General features: G+C 46.7%; 14 protein-coding genes. 1 reads left to right on the forward strand and 13 read right to left on the reverse strand.

The annotated features are described in order from the left end of the window. Positions 1 to 47: 47 nt before the first annotated feature. From ccoG to ccoS, 5 genes are all read right to left on the reverse strand, one after another. On the reverse strand, positions 48 to 1,472 hold the full coding sequence (ccoG, locus tag H3H32_RS23315) for a cytochrome c oxidase accessory protein CcoG (RefSeq protein WP_182458005.1): 1,425 nt from the start codon (positions 1,470 to 1,472) through the stop codon (positions 48 to 50). 115 nt (positions 1,473 to 1,587) lie between these two features. Then, positions 1,588 to 2,427, reverse strand: a complete 840-nt coding sequence (locus H3H32_RS23320; protein ID WP_182458006.1) for a cbb3-type cytochrome c oxidase N-terminal domain-containing protein — start codon at positions 2,425 to 2,427, stop codon at positions 1,588 to 1,590. Between the two features lie 11 nt (positions 2,428 to 2,438). Further along, complete coding sequence (locus tag H3H32_RS23325; protein WP_182458007.1) at positions 2,439 to 2,609, reverse strand: hypothetical protein; 171 nt, start codon at positions 2,607 to 2,609, stop codon at positions 2,439 to 2,441. Positions 2,610 to 2,725: 116 nt separating this feature from the next. Further along, positions 2,726 to 4,948: a cytochrome-c oxidase, cbb3-type subunit I gene (gene ccoN, locus H3H32_RS23330; protein WP_182458008.1), complete on the reverse strand. Its 2,223-nt coding sequence runs from the start codon at positions 4,946 to 4,948 to the stop codon at positions 2,726 to 2,728. 21 nt (positions 4,949 to 4,969) lie between these two features. Beyond that, positions 4,970 to 5,143 carry a cbb3-type cytochrome oxidase assembly protein CcoS gene (gene ccoS / locus H3H32_RS23335; RefSeq protein WP_182464458.1) on the reverse strand — a complete coding sequence of 58 codons (174 nt, stop codon included), beginning with the start codon at positions 5,141 to 5,143 and terminating at the stop codon, positions 4,970 to 4,972. A gap of 185 nt (positions 5,144 to 5,328) precedes the next feature. Between ccoS and H3H32_RS23340 the strand changes: the two genes are divergently transcribed. Beyond that, on the forward strand, positions 5,329 to 6,078 hold the full coding sequence (locus H3H32_RS23340) for an acyl-CoA desaturase (RefSeq protein ID WP_182464459.1): 750 nt from the start codon (positions 5,329 to 5,331) through the stop codon (positions 6,076 to 6,078). Between the two features lie 153 nt (positions 6,079 to 6,231). Here the strand turns inward: H3H32_RS23340 and H3H32_RS23345 are convergent, their stop codons facing one another. The 8 genes from H3H32_RS23345 to H3H32_RS23380 form a co-directional block, all read right to left on the reverse strand. Continuing rightward, a complete protein-coding gene (locus tag H3H32_RS23345) occupies positions 6,232 to 7,164 on the reverse strand; it encodes a hypothetical protein (protein WP_182458009.1) in 933 nt (310 codons plus the stop codon). A 107-nt stretch (positions 7,165 to 7,271) separates the two neighbouring features. After that, positions 7,272 to 7,616, reverse strand: coding sequence for a nucleotide pyrophosphohydrolase (locus H3H32_RS23350; protein ID WP_182458010.1), 345 nt, complete (start codon positions 7,614 to 7,616; stop codon positions 7,272 to 7,274). Next, complete coding sequence (locus H3H32_RS23355) at positions 7,613 to 8,551, reverse strand: HNH endonuclease (RefSeq protein WP_182458011.1); 939 nt, start codon at positions 8,549 to 8,551, stop codon at positions 7,613 to 7,615. Before H3H32_RS23355 ends, H3H32_RS23350 begins: the two co-directional genes overlap by 4 nt. 161 nt (positions 8,552 to 8,712) lie before the next feature. Continuing rightward, on the reverse strand, positions 8,713 to 11,955 hold the full coding sequence (locus tag H3H32_RS23360; protein WP_182458012.1) for a BPTD_3080 family restriction endonuclease: 3,243 nt from the start codon (positions 11,953 to 11,955) through the stop codon (positions 8,713 to 8,715). A 164-nt stretch (positions 11,956 to 12,119) separates the two neighbouring features. After that, the gene (locus tag H3H32_RS23365; RefSeq protein ID WP_182458013.1) at positions 12,120 to 13,298 is read right to left on the reverse strand and encodes an MFS transporter; all 1,179 of its coding nucleotides are present in this window, start codon (positions 13,296 to 13,298) and stop codon (positions 12,120 to 12,122) included. 82 nt (positions 13,299 to 13,380) lie between these two features. Further along, positions 13,381 to 13,953 carry a hypothetical protein gene (locus H3H32_RS23370; RefSeq protein ID WP_182458014.1) on the reverse strand — a complete coding sequence of 191 codons (573 nt, stop codon included), beginning with the start codon at positions 13,951 to 13,953 and terminating at the stop codon, positions 13,381 to 13,383. After that, positions 13,943 to 14,455, reverse strand: coding sequence for an RNA polymerase sigma factor (locus H3H32_RS23375; protein ID WP_182458015.1), 513 nt, complete (start codon positions 14,453 to 14,455; stop codon positions 13,943 to 13,945). The genes H3H32_RS23370 and H3H32_RS23375 overlap by 11 nt, the downstream gene beginning before the upstream one ends. A gap of 380 nt (positions 14,456 to 14,835) precedes the next feature. Further along, a complete protein-coding gene (locus H3H32_RS23380) occupies positions 14,836 to 17,358 on the reverse strand; it encodes a heavy metal translocating P-type ATPase (protein ID WP_182458016.1) in 2,523 nt (840 codons plus the stop codon). Positions 17,359 to 17,404: the final 46 nt, after the last annotated feature.

The raw sequence follows: 17,404 nt of genomic DNA on the forward strand, positions 1-17,404 counted from the left end.
TGCCCGAGGCAGCTATTCAATCATTCAATCACTCAATCATTCAACATTTAGTTTACCGGTCCTAAAAATGTTGTTTTGACTTGATCGAGTACGACGCCTTCGGAGACGATCTCGACCGTTAGTTTCGTACTGCTCTCGTGAATGGACTTTTCGGGAAGCAGGATAAAAAACATGCCTTTGGTTAGCTCATCGGCAGGTGCTTTCGTGATGGGTTGAACCATTCGCAACGTAGCTCCCGGATAATCGACACGGAACGTAACGGGTTTTGTCTGATGCGTTTTGTTTACCAATTCGATCAGGTACAGGTTGGATACCAGTCCACCTTTCTCACGCTGATACAATTGCCCCGGTGCCCGAAGGAGCGTCGTATCCAGATCGCTACGGCTCCACAACAGGAAGCCCAATACGCCCATCAATAGCAACAGAACTGCACTGTAACCCTTCATACGGTTCGTTAACCGCCACGGCTTACGCGTCTGTATCCCATCCAGCGAATCATGACGAATCAAACCCCGAGGTCGCCCGATCTTATCCATGATGTCATCGCAGGCATCCATGCATTGCGTACAGCTCACACACTCCATCTGACTACCATTTCGAATATCGATTCCCGTTGGACAGACCTGTACACAAAGCTTACAATCAATACAATCGCCTTTGGGCGTAGGGCTTTGGGCAATGGGCAGGGGGTAAAACGTAGAGGTGTCTGTTTGGCGCTCTTTTTTCCCCCTCGGCTCACCGCGAACGTCGTCGTAGGTGACAATGACTGACTGCTTGTCCAGTAATACACTTTGAAGACGTCCATATGGGCATATAGTCGTACAAACGATTTCGCGTACGTAGGCAAATACCGCATAGAAAACGCCCGTGAACAGCAGAATCGTAGTCAGCCCCACAAGGTGGTTAGCCGGATTATCGGTGATGACCGCCAATAGGGCATCTTTGCCAATGATGTAAGCCAGAAACGTATTGGCGATTAAGAACGATACCAGAAAAAAGAGGCTGTACTTGGCACTTTTCTTCCAGATCTTCTCGGTTGTCCAGGGTGAAGCGTCAAGTCTTCGGCGTGCATTATGATCTCCCTCAATCCAGATTTCAATTTTCCGAAAAACCATTTCCAGAAAAACCGTTTGCGGGCAGATCCATCCGCAGAATACTCGACCGTAGATAACCGTAAATAGGATAACAAAGACGATAAACACCAGCAAACCAATGGCAACCAGATAAAAATCCTGTGGCCAGAACGTAACGCCAAAAAAGTTAAACTTCCGTTCGAGTATGTTAAACAGAAAGAGCGGTTGTCCATTATAGCTCAGAAAAGGCCCGGCAAACAGCATGGCCAGAAAGACCCAGGCTACGCCCGTCCGCCAGCGATAATACCGGCCTTTTACGACACGTGGATAGAGCCACTGACGTTTGTTACCAGTTGTCGTTGTTACGGATGGGGCTGGAGCGTTGAGATGCGGTGTCATTAGTGTGGTTGTGAATTCTTTTTTGTCATGCTGACGCAGGAAGCATCTTGAAATTTCCTTACTGACCTATTAGGATGATTTAAGATGCTTCCTGCGTCAGCATGACAAAAAGCGCTTACTGCATAGCCACTTTTGGCGTAGCTGGCACTGGCTCAACCTTATCGCCCTGCGGCTCTTTGGCTCCAGCCGGTTTGGTACCTTGCAACGATAGAATATAGCTCGTAACCTGTTGAACCTGAAGTGGATTCAGCTGTTTCTTCCACGAGAGCATCCCTTTTTCGGGAACGCCTTCCGTAACGGTATGGAACACGGCTTTCATAGTCCCCCCGTGTAACCAATATTCATCCGTCAGATTGGGGCCAACTTTCCCCTCGGCATTCTGACCGTGGCAAGCTGTACAGTACTGATTGAAAAGCACTTGTCCGACTTCAATACCCTTCTTGTCAGTGAGCAGCGTAACGGTATTTTCATTGATTTTACCCGCTACCAATTTGATGTAAGCTTCCCGCTCTTTCTCGGCAATAGTCACTTCCTGCGTGTACTCCTGCTCCATGATGTTGCCGTTGCCTATCACGTGGAAAATCAATAGATACACAACGCCAAAGCCAATGGTCGCGTAGAAAAGCCCCATAAACCAGGGAGGTGTTGGGTTGTTCAGTTCGGCGATACCGTCGTATTCATGATCCATTTTCAGGTCTTCTTCCTGACTTAGCTCGTGCAATCCCGTAAATCGTTGCCAGGTGGTACGTGTATCAGCAGCTTTCGTTTTGGCAGGCTCTGGCGCTAACGCCTTGCGCAGTATATAGGATAGATACAGGGTAATGGCCAATAACAGCCCCGTCGCAACCGTCACGAATAGCATCACCATTACCCATAGCAAGTCTTCGCCAGAGGTCAGACTCCAGATCGACTTTTCGGCGGCTGGGTCAAGAATTGTTGTTAACAGAAGAGTCATAGCTGATGTCGTTAAGACTTGGTAGAATCGTCTAAGGGCAGATTACCCATTTGTCGAAGGTGCTGCTTATCAGCAACCAGCAAATACAGTCCGACCAGAATAAAGAAGGTAAAAAACGTCAGGAACGAACCGATCATATAGACGTCTGCTCCGGGAATTTTTGAGATGAATTGCTTGAACATGACTTTTATAATGAAAAATGGATAATGGATAATGTACAATGAATGGAGGATGAAGAATTAAGGCAAATAGCCTGATTACGAGGCAGATTATTCATTGTACATTATCCATTATTCATTTACTTCTGTATCGTTTCCATTTTCTTAATATCCGTTCCTAGCCGCTGCAAGTAGGCGATGAGGGCCACGATCTCGCGGTCGGAGTTGACTTTGATACCTTCTGTCGCCAATTGACTGCTGATACCAACAGCCTGTTTTTTCAGGTCTTCGTTAGCGTACGAAATGGTTGGATCGTCGTAGGGAACGCCTATTTTTTTCAGGGCGGTGAGTTTGTCTGCGGTATTCGAAATGTCGAGCTTTTGGGTAATCAGCCAGGGATACGCTGGCATAATAGAACCCGGCGACATCGACGTAGGATCGTTCATGTGATGGTAGTGCCAGGAGTTCGGATACTTACCACCTTCACGGTGCAAATCCGGGCCGGTACGCTTACTCCCCCACAGGAACGGATGGTCATATACGAACTCGCCCGCTTTCGAGTATTCGCCATAACGCTCTGTTTCGGAACGAAATGGCCGTACCATCTGACTATGGCAGTTCACACAACCTTCGCGGATGTAGATGTCCCGTCCCTGAACTTCGAGCGCTGTATAGGGCTGCACCGACGCAATAGTTGGTACGTTCGATTTCACCATGAACGTTGGAATGAGTTCGATGAGCGAACCAATCAGGATCACCACCAGCGAGCCAACCAGTAACGGGAAGGGTTTCCGCTCTAACGCACGGTGCCAGAATGTGTCGCCCCCAGTTGGCGTGTAAAGTTTGGGGAGAGCGGGCGCTTCGGCTTCTTCGTTAGCCACTAGTTTACCGGCAGCCATTGTTTTGAAGAGGTTATAGCCCATCAGAATAGCCCCGAGCAGGTAGAGCGTACCACCAATGGCCCGCATCATGTGCATGGGTAGTATCTGGAGCGTGGTTTCGAGGAAGGTTGGGTATTTCAGAACGCTTTCTTTCGTGAACTCTTTCCACATCAGCCCCTGTGTGAAGCCCGCAATGTACATTGGTATGGCATAGAACAAAATTCCTAACGTACCAATCCAGAAGTGGAAATTGAGCAGTTTTTTCGAGTACAAAGGCGTTCTGAACATGCGGGGAATCAGCCAGTACAGGATTGCGAACGTCATAAACCCATTCCAGCCCAAGGCGCCAACGTGTACGTGAGCCACAATCCAGTCGGTGAAGTGCGCAATGCCGTTCACGTTCTTGAGGGATAACATTGGCCCTTCGAACGTAGCCATCCCGTAACAGGTGAGCGCCACGACCATGAATTTCAGGATGGCATCCTCACGCACTTTATCCCAGGCACCCCGAAGCGTCAGGAGCCCATTAATCATACCACCCCACGAGGGCGCAATGAGCATAATGGAGAACACAACCCCCAACGACTGCGCCCAATCGGGTAGTGACGTGTACAGTAAATGGTGAGGACCAGCCCAGATGTAGATAAAAATCAGCGCCCAGAAGTGTAGAATCGAGAGCCGGTATGAATAGACAGGCCGGTTTGCCATTTTGGGCAGGAAGTAGTACATCATGCCCAGATACGGCGTTGTCAGGAAGAAGGCCACCGCATTATGGCCGTACCACCACTGCACCAGCGCATCCTGCACACCCGCATACATCGAGTAGCTCTTGAGGAACGAGACTGGCATTTCCATCGAGTTGACGATGTGCAGCACTGCAATGGTCACGAACGTAGCAATGTAAAACCAGATCGCTACGTATAAATGCCGCTCCCGCCGTTTGATAATCGTACCGAACATGTTGATCCCGAAAACCACCCAGATCAGTGTGATCGCGATATCGATAGGCCATTCTAACTCAGCGTATTCTTTAGAGGTTGTGAGGCCCAGCGGAAGCGTAGCCACAGCCGATAGAATAATGAGTTGCCAGCCCCAGAAGTGAATTTTACTCAGCAAATCGCTGAACATCCGGGCTTTGCAGAGTCGTTGTAACGAATAATACACGCCCATGAAAATGGCGTTCCCGACAAAGGCGAAAATCACTGCGTTGGTGTGTAAGGGGCGAATCCGACCAAATGTGGTGTACTGATTGCCGAGGTTAGCCGCTGGCGCAAACAACTGGCTGGCAACAATAACACCCACGAGCATCCCAATAATACCCCAGATAATGGTGGCCACGCCAAAATCCCGGACAATCCGGTTGTCATAGGCGAAGCGTTCCACGGCAGCATCGCCACCTGGTGGCTGATGCCCAATGGCTATTGAGCCTGTCGCTCGATTGGGCGACGTAACGGCAGTAGGTTGATTGATGGAAACATTCATACTATAGGAGTACAGAAGTTACTATGCGTTTGATTGAGTTTCAGCGGTAGTCGGTACGTCATCGTCCAGCAGCATTCGGATGGAGGGCGTATAGAGATCGTCCTGTTGGCCGGTTCGCATCGACCAGAAAAACGCTCCCAGGAACCCCAGCGCCATTAGCAGACTGATACCAATCATAAAAAAGATAATGCTCATCATCTTGTCGATTTGTGGTTCAAAAGTGGGGCGATTTCTGATGAGGCTACATGAGTTTCGTCAGGTCTGGAACTGACTTTACCCGGATTGAGAACGACCTGACAAAAGTCAATTATCGAGGTGACGCGGGTCAGGAGGAAGCGGGTGTAGGGAGGGCAATTTTGCGGGAGTTTACTTCCCTATTTATGATTATCCTTGCTTTCTTCCTGGCACACTGGTACTTATCGGTACTGATGCAAACGTTTTTCCTCCATCGCTATGCCGCGCACCAGATGTTCACGATGAGCAAAGGCTGGGAGAAGTTCTTTTATATTCTGACGTTCGTGGGGCAAGGTTCGTCGTTTCTGAGTCCGCGAGCCTATGGGATTATGCACCGCCTGCACCATGCCCACGCCGATACTAAATATGATCCTCATTCACCAAGTTATTCGGATAACCTGTTCGATATGATGTGGAAAACCCGATTGTTTTATAACGACATCCTGAACAACCGGGATACGATTCCGGCGAAGTTCAAAAAGGGGGTGCCAAACTGGGCGTTTATGGAATGGTTTGGTGATCGCTGGCCCGTGCGACTGGCCTGGGGTACGGCCTATACGCTATTCTATATTCAGTTTGCAACATCCCCCTGGTTCTTTCTGTTGCTGCCCATCCATTTCCTGATGGGGCCCGTTCATGGAGCTATTATAAACTGGTACGCGCACCGCTACGGCTACACCAACTTCAAACTGGACGATACGGCCAAAAATCTGCTTCCGTTCGATTTTCTGATGATGGGTGAATCGTATCACAACAATCACCATAAATACGGTGGTCGTCCTAACTTTGGCGGCTTCCGCTGGCACGAGTTCGACCCAGCTTATCCGCTCATTCTGTTGCTTAATAAAGTGGGAGTTTTGAAACTACGGCTTGGGCGGGATGAAGCGTATATGTAACTATGCCATTCTACAAGATGGTACCATTATCTCATGTTAAGCACCTTAACATATAAGTCTATTCATGTTAAATTTTCGGCAAATTTTTAACATGAATAGACTTATATGTCGAAGAAAGCGAAGATATTCGACATCAAACACCTGCATTGCTGACTACATCGTTAGCACTTTGGTGCTTTCTTCACCAAACTGGCTAATAACCCGCACGGCCACTTTCTTGCCTTTTTTGTACTCAATGGGATGAGAGGTGGTGCCATAAAGTCGGTCGAATGCTTCATCATCAATCTCGACTTTAAGCGTTTTTTCAGCCTGTTTTTTTGTGTTCTGTTTGGCTAAGTCGCTTAAGCCCCGATGCCATTTCGCAAACTCGTCTTTGTCGTCAGAACCACAGAAAAAGACCTGTTTAACAATAAAATTGGCACCATCGTAATCATCATCTACCATCCAGTAGGCAATGTCTTTGGGGTCACGAGAGCGTACGTCATCTTTGATTGGGTCGTAAATATCCAGGCCACAGACTTCAGCCACGGCGGTATCCCCTTCGCGCGTTAACCGAATGTCGGGCTCGCCGATCATGACGAATGAGCCAGAGGATTTGTTCGGTTTTTTCATCAGACCGTCCTGCAGGAAGTCGTCATGGAGCCGAATTTTATCGACCCGAAAGCTGCCCATTCTGGTGCTAATAGCCCTGTTTTCAATATCCGACTCGAAGGACAAACCCAGAATCAGCAACCAGTCGGCATCTCTCCGCTGGCGACATTCTTTGATGGCTCGGTTCACGGCATCTTTACTAACCGTGCTATACTTACCGCCGAGATGAATGTAGGCTTTTCCTTCCCCAGCTTCTGTCTGGTAAAATCCTTCAGCATTCAGGTACTCACCTGCTAACTGTTCGACCCGCGTAAATTTAGTATGCTGGGTTTTGTCGCCGTTATTGATACCCGCCGATTGAAGCCGGTTAAATACCAACTTCTCGAAGTTCTCCATTTCCTCAACGGGTCGGCTGGTTGGTTCTGCCAAATCGGCGGGGCTAACTGGCTCGAAATTTTGCAGCGTTTCGACTGTAAATGGCCCCGACACACGCATTCGCTTCTTGTCAATTTCGGGTTTATCGTAGAGTGTTTTACTGGTTCGTCGTTAGATCGTAGAGCGATAATATTTTTTATTGCCGAGTTATTAAATATCACAATCAACTACAATAAATTATCATTATATTTTTGATTGCTCCCTTTGGCACGTTCAATAGGATACTTCTCTGAATTTTTTTGAATCTTATTTAACAATGCTGTCGCAAGGTCGACTTCATATGTATCAGCAAGCAACAGTAAAGTATAAAATACATCTCCAAGCTCATCAGTAAGTATAGGCACTTGATCTCGAGAAATTTCATCTGTCCAAGTATATAACTCCAATACTTCACTTCCCTCTACACATAAATTAATTGCAAGATTTTTCCCAGTATGGAATTGTCCCCAATCCCTTTCGTCTCGAAAAGTTTTAACCGCTTTGAGCAAGGAATTTAATGTAGCTTCGCTCATGATTTATAAATATTTATATTATGCCAATCTAAATAGTCTGTGGATGGCCTTTCATCAACCGAAGGTGGTAAGTAAATTAATTTCTGTCCGTGAAACTTATAGTACTCCTTGCCATTTTCAAATTCTTTCTTAATGCGGCTACTTACCTCAACTGAATAATCAGGGGTGACAGTAATATAACCACTATCAAATAGTTTGTGAATATCCGAACGTAGCAATAAGCCGTTAGACGTTTGATGAGGTCCGTTAGACTTATAAGATTTAATATGAGCCGCTTCTAGGACAGGTAAAGTCTTTTCTCCTGATATTGTACATTTTCTGGAATATGCTTCTGTAACTAGCACACGAAATGCACCTTGCCCAATTCTATATTTTGTGAATGAAACTCCATATCTTGATATAGGGTCTTCAACCGTTGATACTGATGAAGAAAGTAGATTATTTTCAGGAGCACGATACCGCTCAATTACTTCTTTAACCTTTTCCCAAACCTCTTTTCCAACGCGATTATCGGAGGTATCATAAGTTTTGCCTTGAACGATACTATTTGCCCAGTCTGAAGGTGCCTCAATCCAATCTTCTTTTTTAAAAAAGATTGGGTCAGTTAGTACAATACACCCAATTTGAGGATTCGCTAAACCATCCTTTCTATATTTTAAAATTAAATTCTTAAAATCAAAGAATGATACACAACCATTTCTTTCCCCAAAAACATCCCAAGCCATAGTTATAGGAAGAAATGTATGCTTCACATAGTAACCAATACCCGCTATGTTATTATTAGGCTTTTTAAGCTTAAATAGAAATGGAGAGCCAAAAGGTATCGCTTTAAAACGAACATTACCACTTGGTTGCCAAAAATTCACATCTTCAGGGCTAGTTTGGCTTAAATAATTAAACCAAGAATTATCTGTGACACCAGCGTAATATTTCACTTGTTTATCTTATAATTATTTAACGGAAAACTTATTTAGTCGAAGTAAGGAGAATATATGCTATTGTCAAGCATTATTTTTTTATTGTATCTGATATCCTTAAAAGTTGTCAAAATTTTTTTACAATATAATCCTCTGAACGCAATTGGCAATGGAATGTGTTAATCATAAATACGCTCCCGGCGCATTTGTTCTGAGCTGATTGGAGGGCCGTTTTTAATTCGGCCAAAAGACGCTAGTATCCGTGCTTTTTTATCCGCCCGTTTTACTACTGCGTTGATTTCTCCAATCTTGTCGGCTAACTGGTTCTTGATAGGCCGAATGTCGTTGGCAATTTCAATAAAGAACCATTCATCCATGTCATAGTGTCCGCGGACCGCATTGGCAGCTCGGAGCCAACGGTCTTCAACGTACTGTTTTTTAGCCGCCTTGTCACGGCTCATGCCCGTGATTTCTACAATCAGGCTAACAATTCGACCACTCGCTGTTTGAATACGGGCAATGAAGTCAGGAAAATACTGTTTCTCTTTACCCTCACTAACATAGGGAATAGCAAAGCCCAGAAACGCGTTTTTCACATAGCTGACCACTTCAGGCAGTTCGTCGAGCGTCTTGGCCGCTTTCTGTTCCCAACTGTCAGTATCAGCTACCATGTAATTGACATGGCTTTTCCGGGTTTCGTACACCGGCCGAGCTGTGTTACCGCTGACATATTTAGTACTGCCAAAGCGATTGTAGTGATTGAAAATCGGCAGAATTATATCAGAGTCGCGACTCGCGGCCATGACACCCCGTTGAATATGATCGGCAAGTGTTTTCGGCTCCCAGAAATACAGCAGGCGTTTATAAACCGCATTGGTTTCGCCCACCAGTTGCACGCGCGTATCATACCATTCCTGCACGATGTCGCGCAACTGGCTAAACTTGCGAAACTGTGGCTGATTATCCAGTCCAGAGTAATAGAAGTGAATCAGTTGTTGGGTGATGCGATAAATAACCTGTTGGTCACGCAGATCATTAACCGATGTAAATTCCAGCGTCTCGTTCCGTGCCTCAAAGGCATTCCGCATGATTGTTTTCACGGGCATACTGGTATAATCGATTACAAACGACTCAACGCGGCTAAAATCAGCCCGTAGTTCATCTTCGGTTGTCTCGACCCGGTAACCAATAATATTCGGAAACGTAATTTCGTAGGCTGCCTGTCGGTCGGCGAGTGCCTCAATCCGGGTATAATCGGGTACCTCGGTCGGGGCAGTACTACCCGTTTTAAATGACTTAAACGGCACACCAATAATGTGAGCGTATTCAGGTGGGAATTTCCAAACCATCGACTCTGGTTTCCGGCGCAGAGCCGCTTTTGTGTCGAGTTGTTCACCACTAAGTTTGTCGTAAGGTGCCAGATCGTAGTGTTTCCGACGTAGCGCTCTACCCGCTACCTGTTCACACAACAACTGCGACCCAAAGGCCCGCAGGCCCATAATATGCGTAACGGTGTTTGCATCCCAACCTTCGGTAAGCATGGATACAGATACCACGCAACGAATGTGTGCGCCCAGCGTACCAGGCTTACCAACCGTGTTGACAACTTCGCGCAACACTTCGGCATCAGTCATTCGGTCAGCAGCACCCTGTCCGTTTAGCCGAGCATATTCAATTTTGAACTTCTCGATTTCGGGGGCGAATACCTTTTTAAATTCGTCATCTACCTGCTCCCCGTCGTCTAGGGCAGAACTGTCGATCAATAAGGTTGGCGGTTTAGCCTTCGGTCGGTCATACTGGTCGAAATTATCGAACAGGTCATAATGCCCGTGATACGTTTTCAATACGTTCCCGTCGGCATCTTTAGCCTGAAATCCTGCTATGAATTTGTAGAGTTCTTTAGAAACAGATGTATTGTTGCAAACTGCAATAAACACAGGCGGAATATTAAACAGAGTATTAATACGCCCATAGTCTTTTTCATAATGTTCGTAGAACTGACCCGTTGCCGCCACAAGCAGTTCAGGCATTCGGGGTGACTCTTCAATTGATACTGACTTTGCGGCTTTGGCTTCCTTCTTACGAGTCAACTGCCCTTTTTTCGGCAGAAACTCTTTAACGTGTTCGTATAAGTTACGAAGCACCGGACCTTCGAGACTCTGGGACGAATCGGATTCAGGCAAAAAAGGAATTTTCACCAAACCTGACTCAATAGCATCAATTAGACCGAAGTCCGATACAATCCAAGGGAATAATGAGTAAGCAGGATAACCGGAACCTTGCAAATAATAAGGTGTGGCCGAAAGATCATAAATATGGCGAACCTGATAGCGCTTAGTCAATTCACGAACACCCGTAAACCAGACTGCCGCACGAGCATTTTCTTCTTCAGTATTACCATCCTCAGTTTTCTTTCCTTTTTCTAATGGTAAATAGCAGTGGTGCGCTTCATCATTGATAATAAGCAACCTTGCGCCGGGTTTTATCGAACCAAACAGGCGTTTTAAGACCTGTCCAAAATCCTCTTTATTATCTCCAGTGCTATCATTCTTCACTTCTACTACTTCATCGGCAACTACTTTTCTCGTCACCTTACCATCAAAAGGGGTTCGTTTGTTTCCCTGTAACGTTTTCGGTTCAAAGGCGTGATAGTTTGTTATAACAATGCGGGCATTGAGTCCATCCAGTAGTTCATTATACCGGTCTGGTACTAAGCTCCGCTGACGGTAGTAATCGACCGCTTTATATTTGTCGGTTGTGCTCGTATCAACCTGCAATACATTCAAGCGATCACGAATAGTAATGCCAGGTGCAACCAGCAGGAAATAATCAGCAAAACGAGTATCTGCCCGGTACTCCTGCCGGTTAAAATAATGATACAAAATAAGGGCAGCCATGACTACCGTCTTACCGGTTCCAGTAGCCATCTTAAAACCATATCTAGGCAAGCCATCAGCTTGCTCCTGTTGGCCATCACTCAATCGCTTGAGAATATTGTTACCTGCATTTGAGCGGCCTGCTATCTCATTGAGCCAAATAGCCGTTTCTATGGCTTCTTGTTGTGCAAAAAATAGCTTTTTACGGGGAGGAATAGTGTCATCGCCTGTAAGAAACCAGAAAGTCAACAAGTCAGCAGTAACACGTGTTGTATTGGGATAACCTTCGTTTCTCCACTTACCAACCTCTTTACGAAGCAGGTTCACTAACTGTTCACCATACTGTGGTGCATATTCGTTAACATCAAAAATAGATTTCTGACCTTTAGTACCAGTAGGTGCGCCCGTCAAATCATTAGTAAAAATGCGCCGACCGGCCATGACACGGCTATAATCCAGACTTCCACGCTGTTCGCCATCGGCGGCAGTAGCATAGTGAAAATAAGGTTCCTGATAAGGATTATTCAGAATAGGAGATACGTCCATAAACCATTAATTGGAGGCTCAAATTACAACCGATAAATGGAATAAATAATATTTACCGACTAGTACATACGGTACTAATGTAACTATGCATACATAAATAGGCCAATAACGACAAGTATCTATACCTTATTTCTACGTTAAGAAAAGCAGCAATAAGGCTAGCTCTACCGCATCCAGCGCATTGCCAACAAGCCTAAAATCGGCCCTGGAAGTAGTATATAAAACAGCCAGCCAGAGAGGCCAATGTGAGCGACCAGCCAGGCCATAAGCTGGATAGACAAGACCGTTAGCAGGAAACCGAAACAGGTAACCAGCGTCAGGATACTTCCCCGATTGTCTAGCGTGGCATGACTGGCAACGAGCGTCGAAAATTGCGGAGAGTCACCAGCCGCTGTGGCTCCCCAAAGTACAAGAAACAAACCGAACAGAATGGGTGGTGCGGTTACCAGCAAAGGGGTTAACAAAATACAAAGGCCCGATGTCAGCAATAGATAACGGGCCACTTGCGCACTACCGATGCGCAAAGCAAGATACCCTCCTCCTACACACCCAATTGCTCCCGCTGCAATAGCACCAAAAGACCAGAGCGAATTGGTTAGCTCTATAGCAGGATGCTGCACCTGGTAGTACGTGATCAGGGCTGGTAGAAACGCCCAGAAGGTGTACAACTCCCACATATGCCCAAAATACCCCAGCATAGCTGGTCGGTAGGCGGAAGGTTTGCCTAATGAAAACAGGGTTTGCAACCGAAAGAAACTTCCAGAAAACTGGGTAGCTTTTGCTGGTACAACCAGCGTCAATAAAACCCCACCACTAATGGCTAATAGACTGACCGACAGGATCAACGTTCGATAGGGCAGGCTCCCTCCCAAACCTCGTATCAGATGTGGGAAGGCTGTGCCCAGTACCAAAGCACCTACCAGGAAACCCATCGCTTTTCCTAAAACGGGCTTAAATCGATCAGCGGCTATCTTCATTCCAACTGGATAAACACCTGCCAGAAAGAAACCCGTCAGGAACCGACTGGCCAAGATCGTTTCTGCTTTTATGGGTAGGAGTAGCCAGAGTATATTAACCGCAGCGGCTAACATAACCGATACCAGAAAGACATACGTTGATCGAAATCGATCCGGTATAGCGAAGAGCGCGTAGAGTAGCGTGCCCGCAATGAAACCAATTTGTACTGCCGACGTAATCCAGCCAGTTAGTCCCGTGCCTGTCGTGTTTAACAGCGACTGAAGTTCAGGCAGGATGGCGTTTCCGGCAAACCAGAGGGACGTTCCGGCAAATTGAGCAAACACAACAACCAGTAACTGAACATTGATACGCGACGAAGGGAGCATGACCAAAGATAAGGTCTGGCGCGAGTATTTACCGCTCGGGCGGCCACGTCGTATCGATTTATAGCATCGGTATTTACTGACCCTATAAACCGATCATCAGTTTACGTTGCAACGCTTCAAGTTCCCGCTTTTTCGCGATGTATATACGATGTTCCCAGCCTCCACCAGCGTAGCCCAGAATAAACACCATCACTATTCCCAACACTAGCCAAACCGATTGATCAACTCTCCAGACACCCCACAAACTCAGGATGCCAACTGGAATAATATTCCAACGCATTAACTGAGAAAAACGGACCTGGTAGGTTGCCATAGAGACCGCATAATTTAATTCTCCAAGCATGGATCGATCAAAGGCATGACTTCCTTTTATCCGGCGAATCCGACTCACCAGCACATACAAAGCCGTAGCAAACATCCAGGCTGCCATCAGGTATAGCATCAGATTCGGTTTGGGCTTTACATAATTCAGACCCGCAATCAGGCTTCCGGCTCCCGCATAAACAATCAGGACAAGTAATTCACTAAAGTTAGTGATATGACTAGCCTTGGCCTTTTTTACGAGAATGCGCTTGTACAGTGCCTTTTCATTGATAACCCAAAGCGGCTCGTTCGTTTGGGAATGCCAGATTTTTTGCAATTCGTCAAATTCCATAGTGGTCCTGTTGTTTAGCTTTTGTGATCAGTTGTTTTTTGATTCGGTTGATTCTGACACCCACATTTGATTCTGAGATTCCGACTATAGTAGCCATCTCTTTGTAGCTGAATCCATCGAGAAGCAATAACGTGATGGATCGATCGATTTCATCGAGCTGATAAATTGCCTCATAAAGCCAGGTCAGCCGTTCATCGACCTGAACTTTAGTTTCCTGTAAAATAGCGGGTATACTGTCGAGGGACTCCTGAGCGGCAGCATGTTTTCGCTCTTTGCCCACCCATTTCAAGGCCGTATTAAGGGCGATGCGATAAATCCAGGTGGAGCTGGAAGACTGCTGCCGGAAGGTTGGAATGGAGTGCCATACCTGAATAACAATCTCCTGAAAGAGATCGTCCTGATCCATAGCGGTTGCCGCATACGCCCGCACCACCTTGAACAGCAGTGCCTTATACTGGCCAAGCCATGTATCAAAAATACGATTCTGTTCAATTTCACTCATGACCCCACTATTTACTCTATTAGTACTAGTTAGGGCCAGAATTCTTACAAACAGGAAAAAAATAGTTAAGCAAAAATGGCGCGAGTATTGGTATATACACATCTTTTTTCGATCGCGTAGCGATCAAATGTTTATAGAAAAATAGCGAACCACCTCAGTTTTTGGTCGCGTAGCGATCGAACCTAGCAAAAGTCTGATCGCTACGCGACCAAAAACTGAGGTGGTTCGCTATTTTTCTATAAACATTCGATGCCTAACGGCATCACTAGAAATGTGCATATACTCAGACCGAGGATACGAATGACGGACACGTTAACCTAAAGGGTATTGTGTATTTAGGTGGTTATTTTACAAATCAATATACTCGCGCCAGGAACAGATCAAAACTTCTTCCAGCGCATACCCAGGGTAGAAATCGCCAGCATGGTAGCCGAACTGATCGGCATTAGGATAGCCGCTACGACTGGTGATAGATGCCCCGTCAGCGCATAACTCAAACCAATGAAATTATACACCAGCGATACGACAAAACTGAACCGGATTAAGCGCATACCAAACCGGGTATAGTTCAACATGGCAGGTAATTGCATAAGCGCCCCGGCCTCCAGAATGGCATCGCTGGCGGGTGTGAATTGAATGGTATCGTCGGTAACGGCAATGCCCACATCGGCTTGTTTCAAGGCTCCGGCGTCATTTAACCCATCGCCAACCATCATAACACGCCGACCATTGTCCTGCAAGTGTTTAATGAAGGCCAGTTTCTCTTCGGGTCGGAAGTTGAAATACATCTGTCCAGCATCAGGAAACAAACGAGTCAGTTCAGCCTGCGCATGGTCGTTGTCGCCAGAGAGCAGGTAAAGCCGATGCGTTTTATGTAAACTAGCCAGCATAGGCTCTAACCCTAACCGATATTGATTCGGGAAACCGAAATAACCCCGATATTGGTGATCAATGCTGAGATATGTTCGTGCTTCCGTTAGTGTCTCCCTGCGTTCTGTACCCTCACCGAACGAGGGGTCCACAAACGAACGGCTGCCTATTTTAACAATTAGCCCATCTACAATTGCCTGAATTCCGTGCCCTGGCACCTCCGTAAAGCCATCGACAGGCAGTGGTAACGCATTGGAAAGATGCGTAGTTAATTTACGACTAAGCGGGTGTACCGACTGCCGAACCAGGGATACGACCACGCCCCGCTCTAGCGAACTTAGCGATTTATCAAACCGCTCGACTACAGCCTGTTGCGGTGTTGTGAGCGTACCGGTTTTATCAAAAACGATGGTATCACAAGCACTCATCTGCTCAATAACATCCGCGTTTTTGAGATATAAATGACGTTTACCCAGCAACCGCAACCCATTCCCTAACGCAAACGGATACGAAAGCGAAAGCGCGCAAGGACACGCAATGATCAGTACGGCAGTAAAGGCGTTGATAGCCCGAGCGGGGTCATGCCAGGCGTACCAATATAAGCCAACGAGCGTAGCCAGCGAAATAACGGTAATGGTAAAATACGTTCCAACGGCGTCGGCAAAGGTGCGAATCCGGGACGTGTCTTTCTTCTGAAACGCATCGTTGTTCCAGAGCTGAGTCAGGTAGCTTTGCGATACATCACGCACAACTTCCAACTCGATGGCTTCTCCCACCTGCTTGCCACCCGCGTAAACCAGCGCACCAGGTTCTTTAGATTCCGGTTCCGATTCGCCCGTTACGAAGCTATAATCAATCATTCCCTGCCCTTTATAAAGCAGCCCATCGGCCGGAATCAGTTCGTTATTACGCACCCGGATTCGATCTCCCTTCCGCAGTTGAGCAAGGGGTATGGAGTATGGGGCAGTGGGCAGTGGGTTGTTTACACCTACCCCCTGCTCATTTTCCTTTCCCTCTTGCCCCATGCCCGTTGCCCCACGCCCTACCACCGTTACGGCCATTGGGAAGTAGGACTTATAATCCCGCTCGAAAGAAAGGAATTCGTGGGTTCGCTGCTGAAACCATTTCCCGCATAACAAAAAGAAAATCAATCCGGTAAGTGAATCGAAATAGCCTGCTCCATCGAGAAAGAGTACTTCATAGGTTCCTCGAAAAAAAGCCACCAGAATCCCGAGTAAAATCGGCAAATCAATGTTGATAACTCCCTTTTTCAAACTTGCCCAAACCGATTCGAAATAACCCGATGCTGAGTAGAACACGACCGGAATTGCCAACAGCAGATTAAGAATCCCGAAGAGGTGTTTAAACGACGAATCGTCAAGCCCCAAATACTCCGGGAAGCTGAACAGCATGATATTTCCGGCACAAAACCCGGCTATGCCCAGCCGATACAGAAAGGGCCGGTTCGATATTTTTTGACCGGCCTGAACAACGTCATTCAGGCTAATCAACGGCTCATAGCCGATAGAACTGAGCAATTCGACCACCTGCCGAAGCGTCAGCTCTGTTGGGTTATAGGTCAGGTGAACCTGTTTTTTCAGGAAATCAACCCGCGCCTGCTGAATCGACGGATTGATCCGGTAGAGGTGTTCAAGCAGCCAAAGGCAAGAACTACAGTGAATCGTCGGAATATAAAACGTAACCTTCGCTACCGACTCGCTCGAAAATTCGAGTAGCTGGGCCACGATATCGGGATGATCCAGAAACTCCAGCCGCGTCTGCCGTGCGCCGTCCGTTTTCAAACTGTTTCCCGGCCTGGATTGGCCCGGTCTGGATTGACCCGGTCTGGATTGGTCAGAACCCGTTAGTTGTTCAATGTCATAATACTGACAAAGCTGGTGTTGATTCAGGATGCTGTACACCGTTTTACAGCCGTCGCAACAGAATAATTTATCGTCAAGAACGATTGACTCGTCGGGGCAATCATTGCCACAATGGTAGCAGATGGTTGATGAAATCGTGGCCGTACTCATACCTAAGAATTTGGAGGCAAGTTGGCAAGCAGCCACTTATTAACTC

Source organism: Spirosoma foliorum (genome assembly GCF_014117325.1).
GTDB classification, from domain to species: domain Bacteria; phylum Bacteroidota; class Bacteroidia; order Cytophagales; family Spirosomataceae; genus Spirosoma; species Spirosoma foliorum.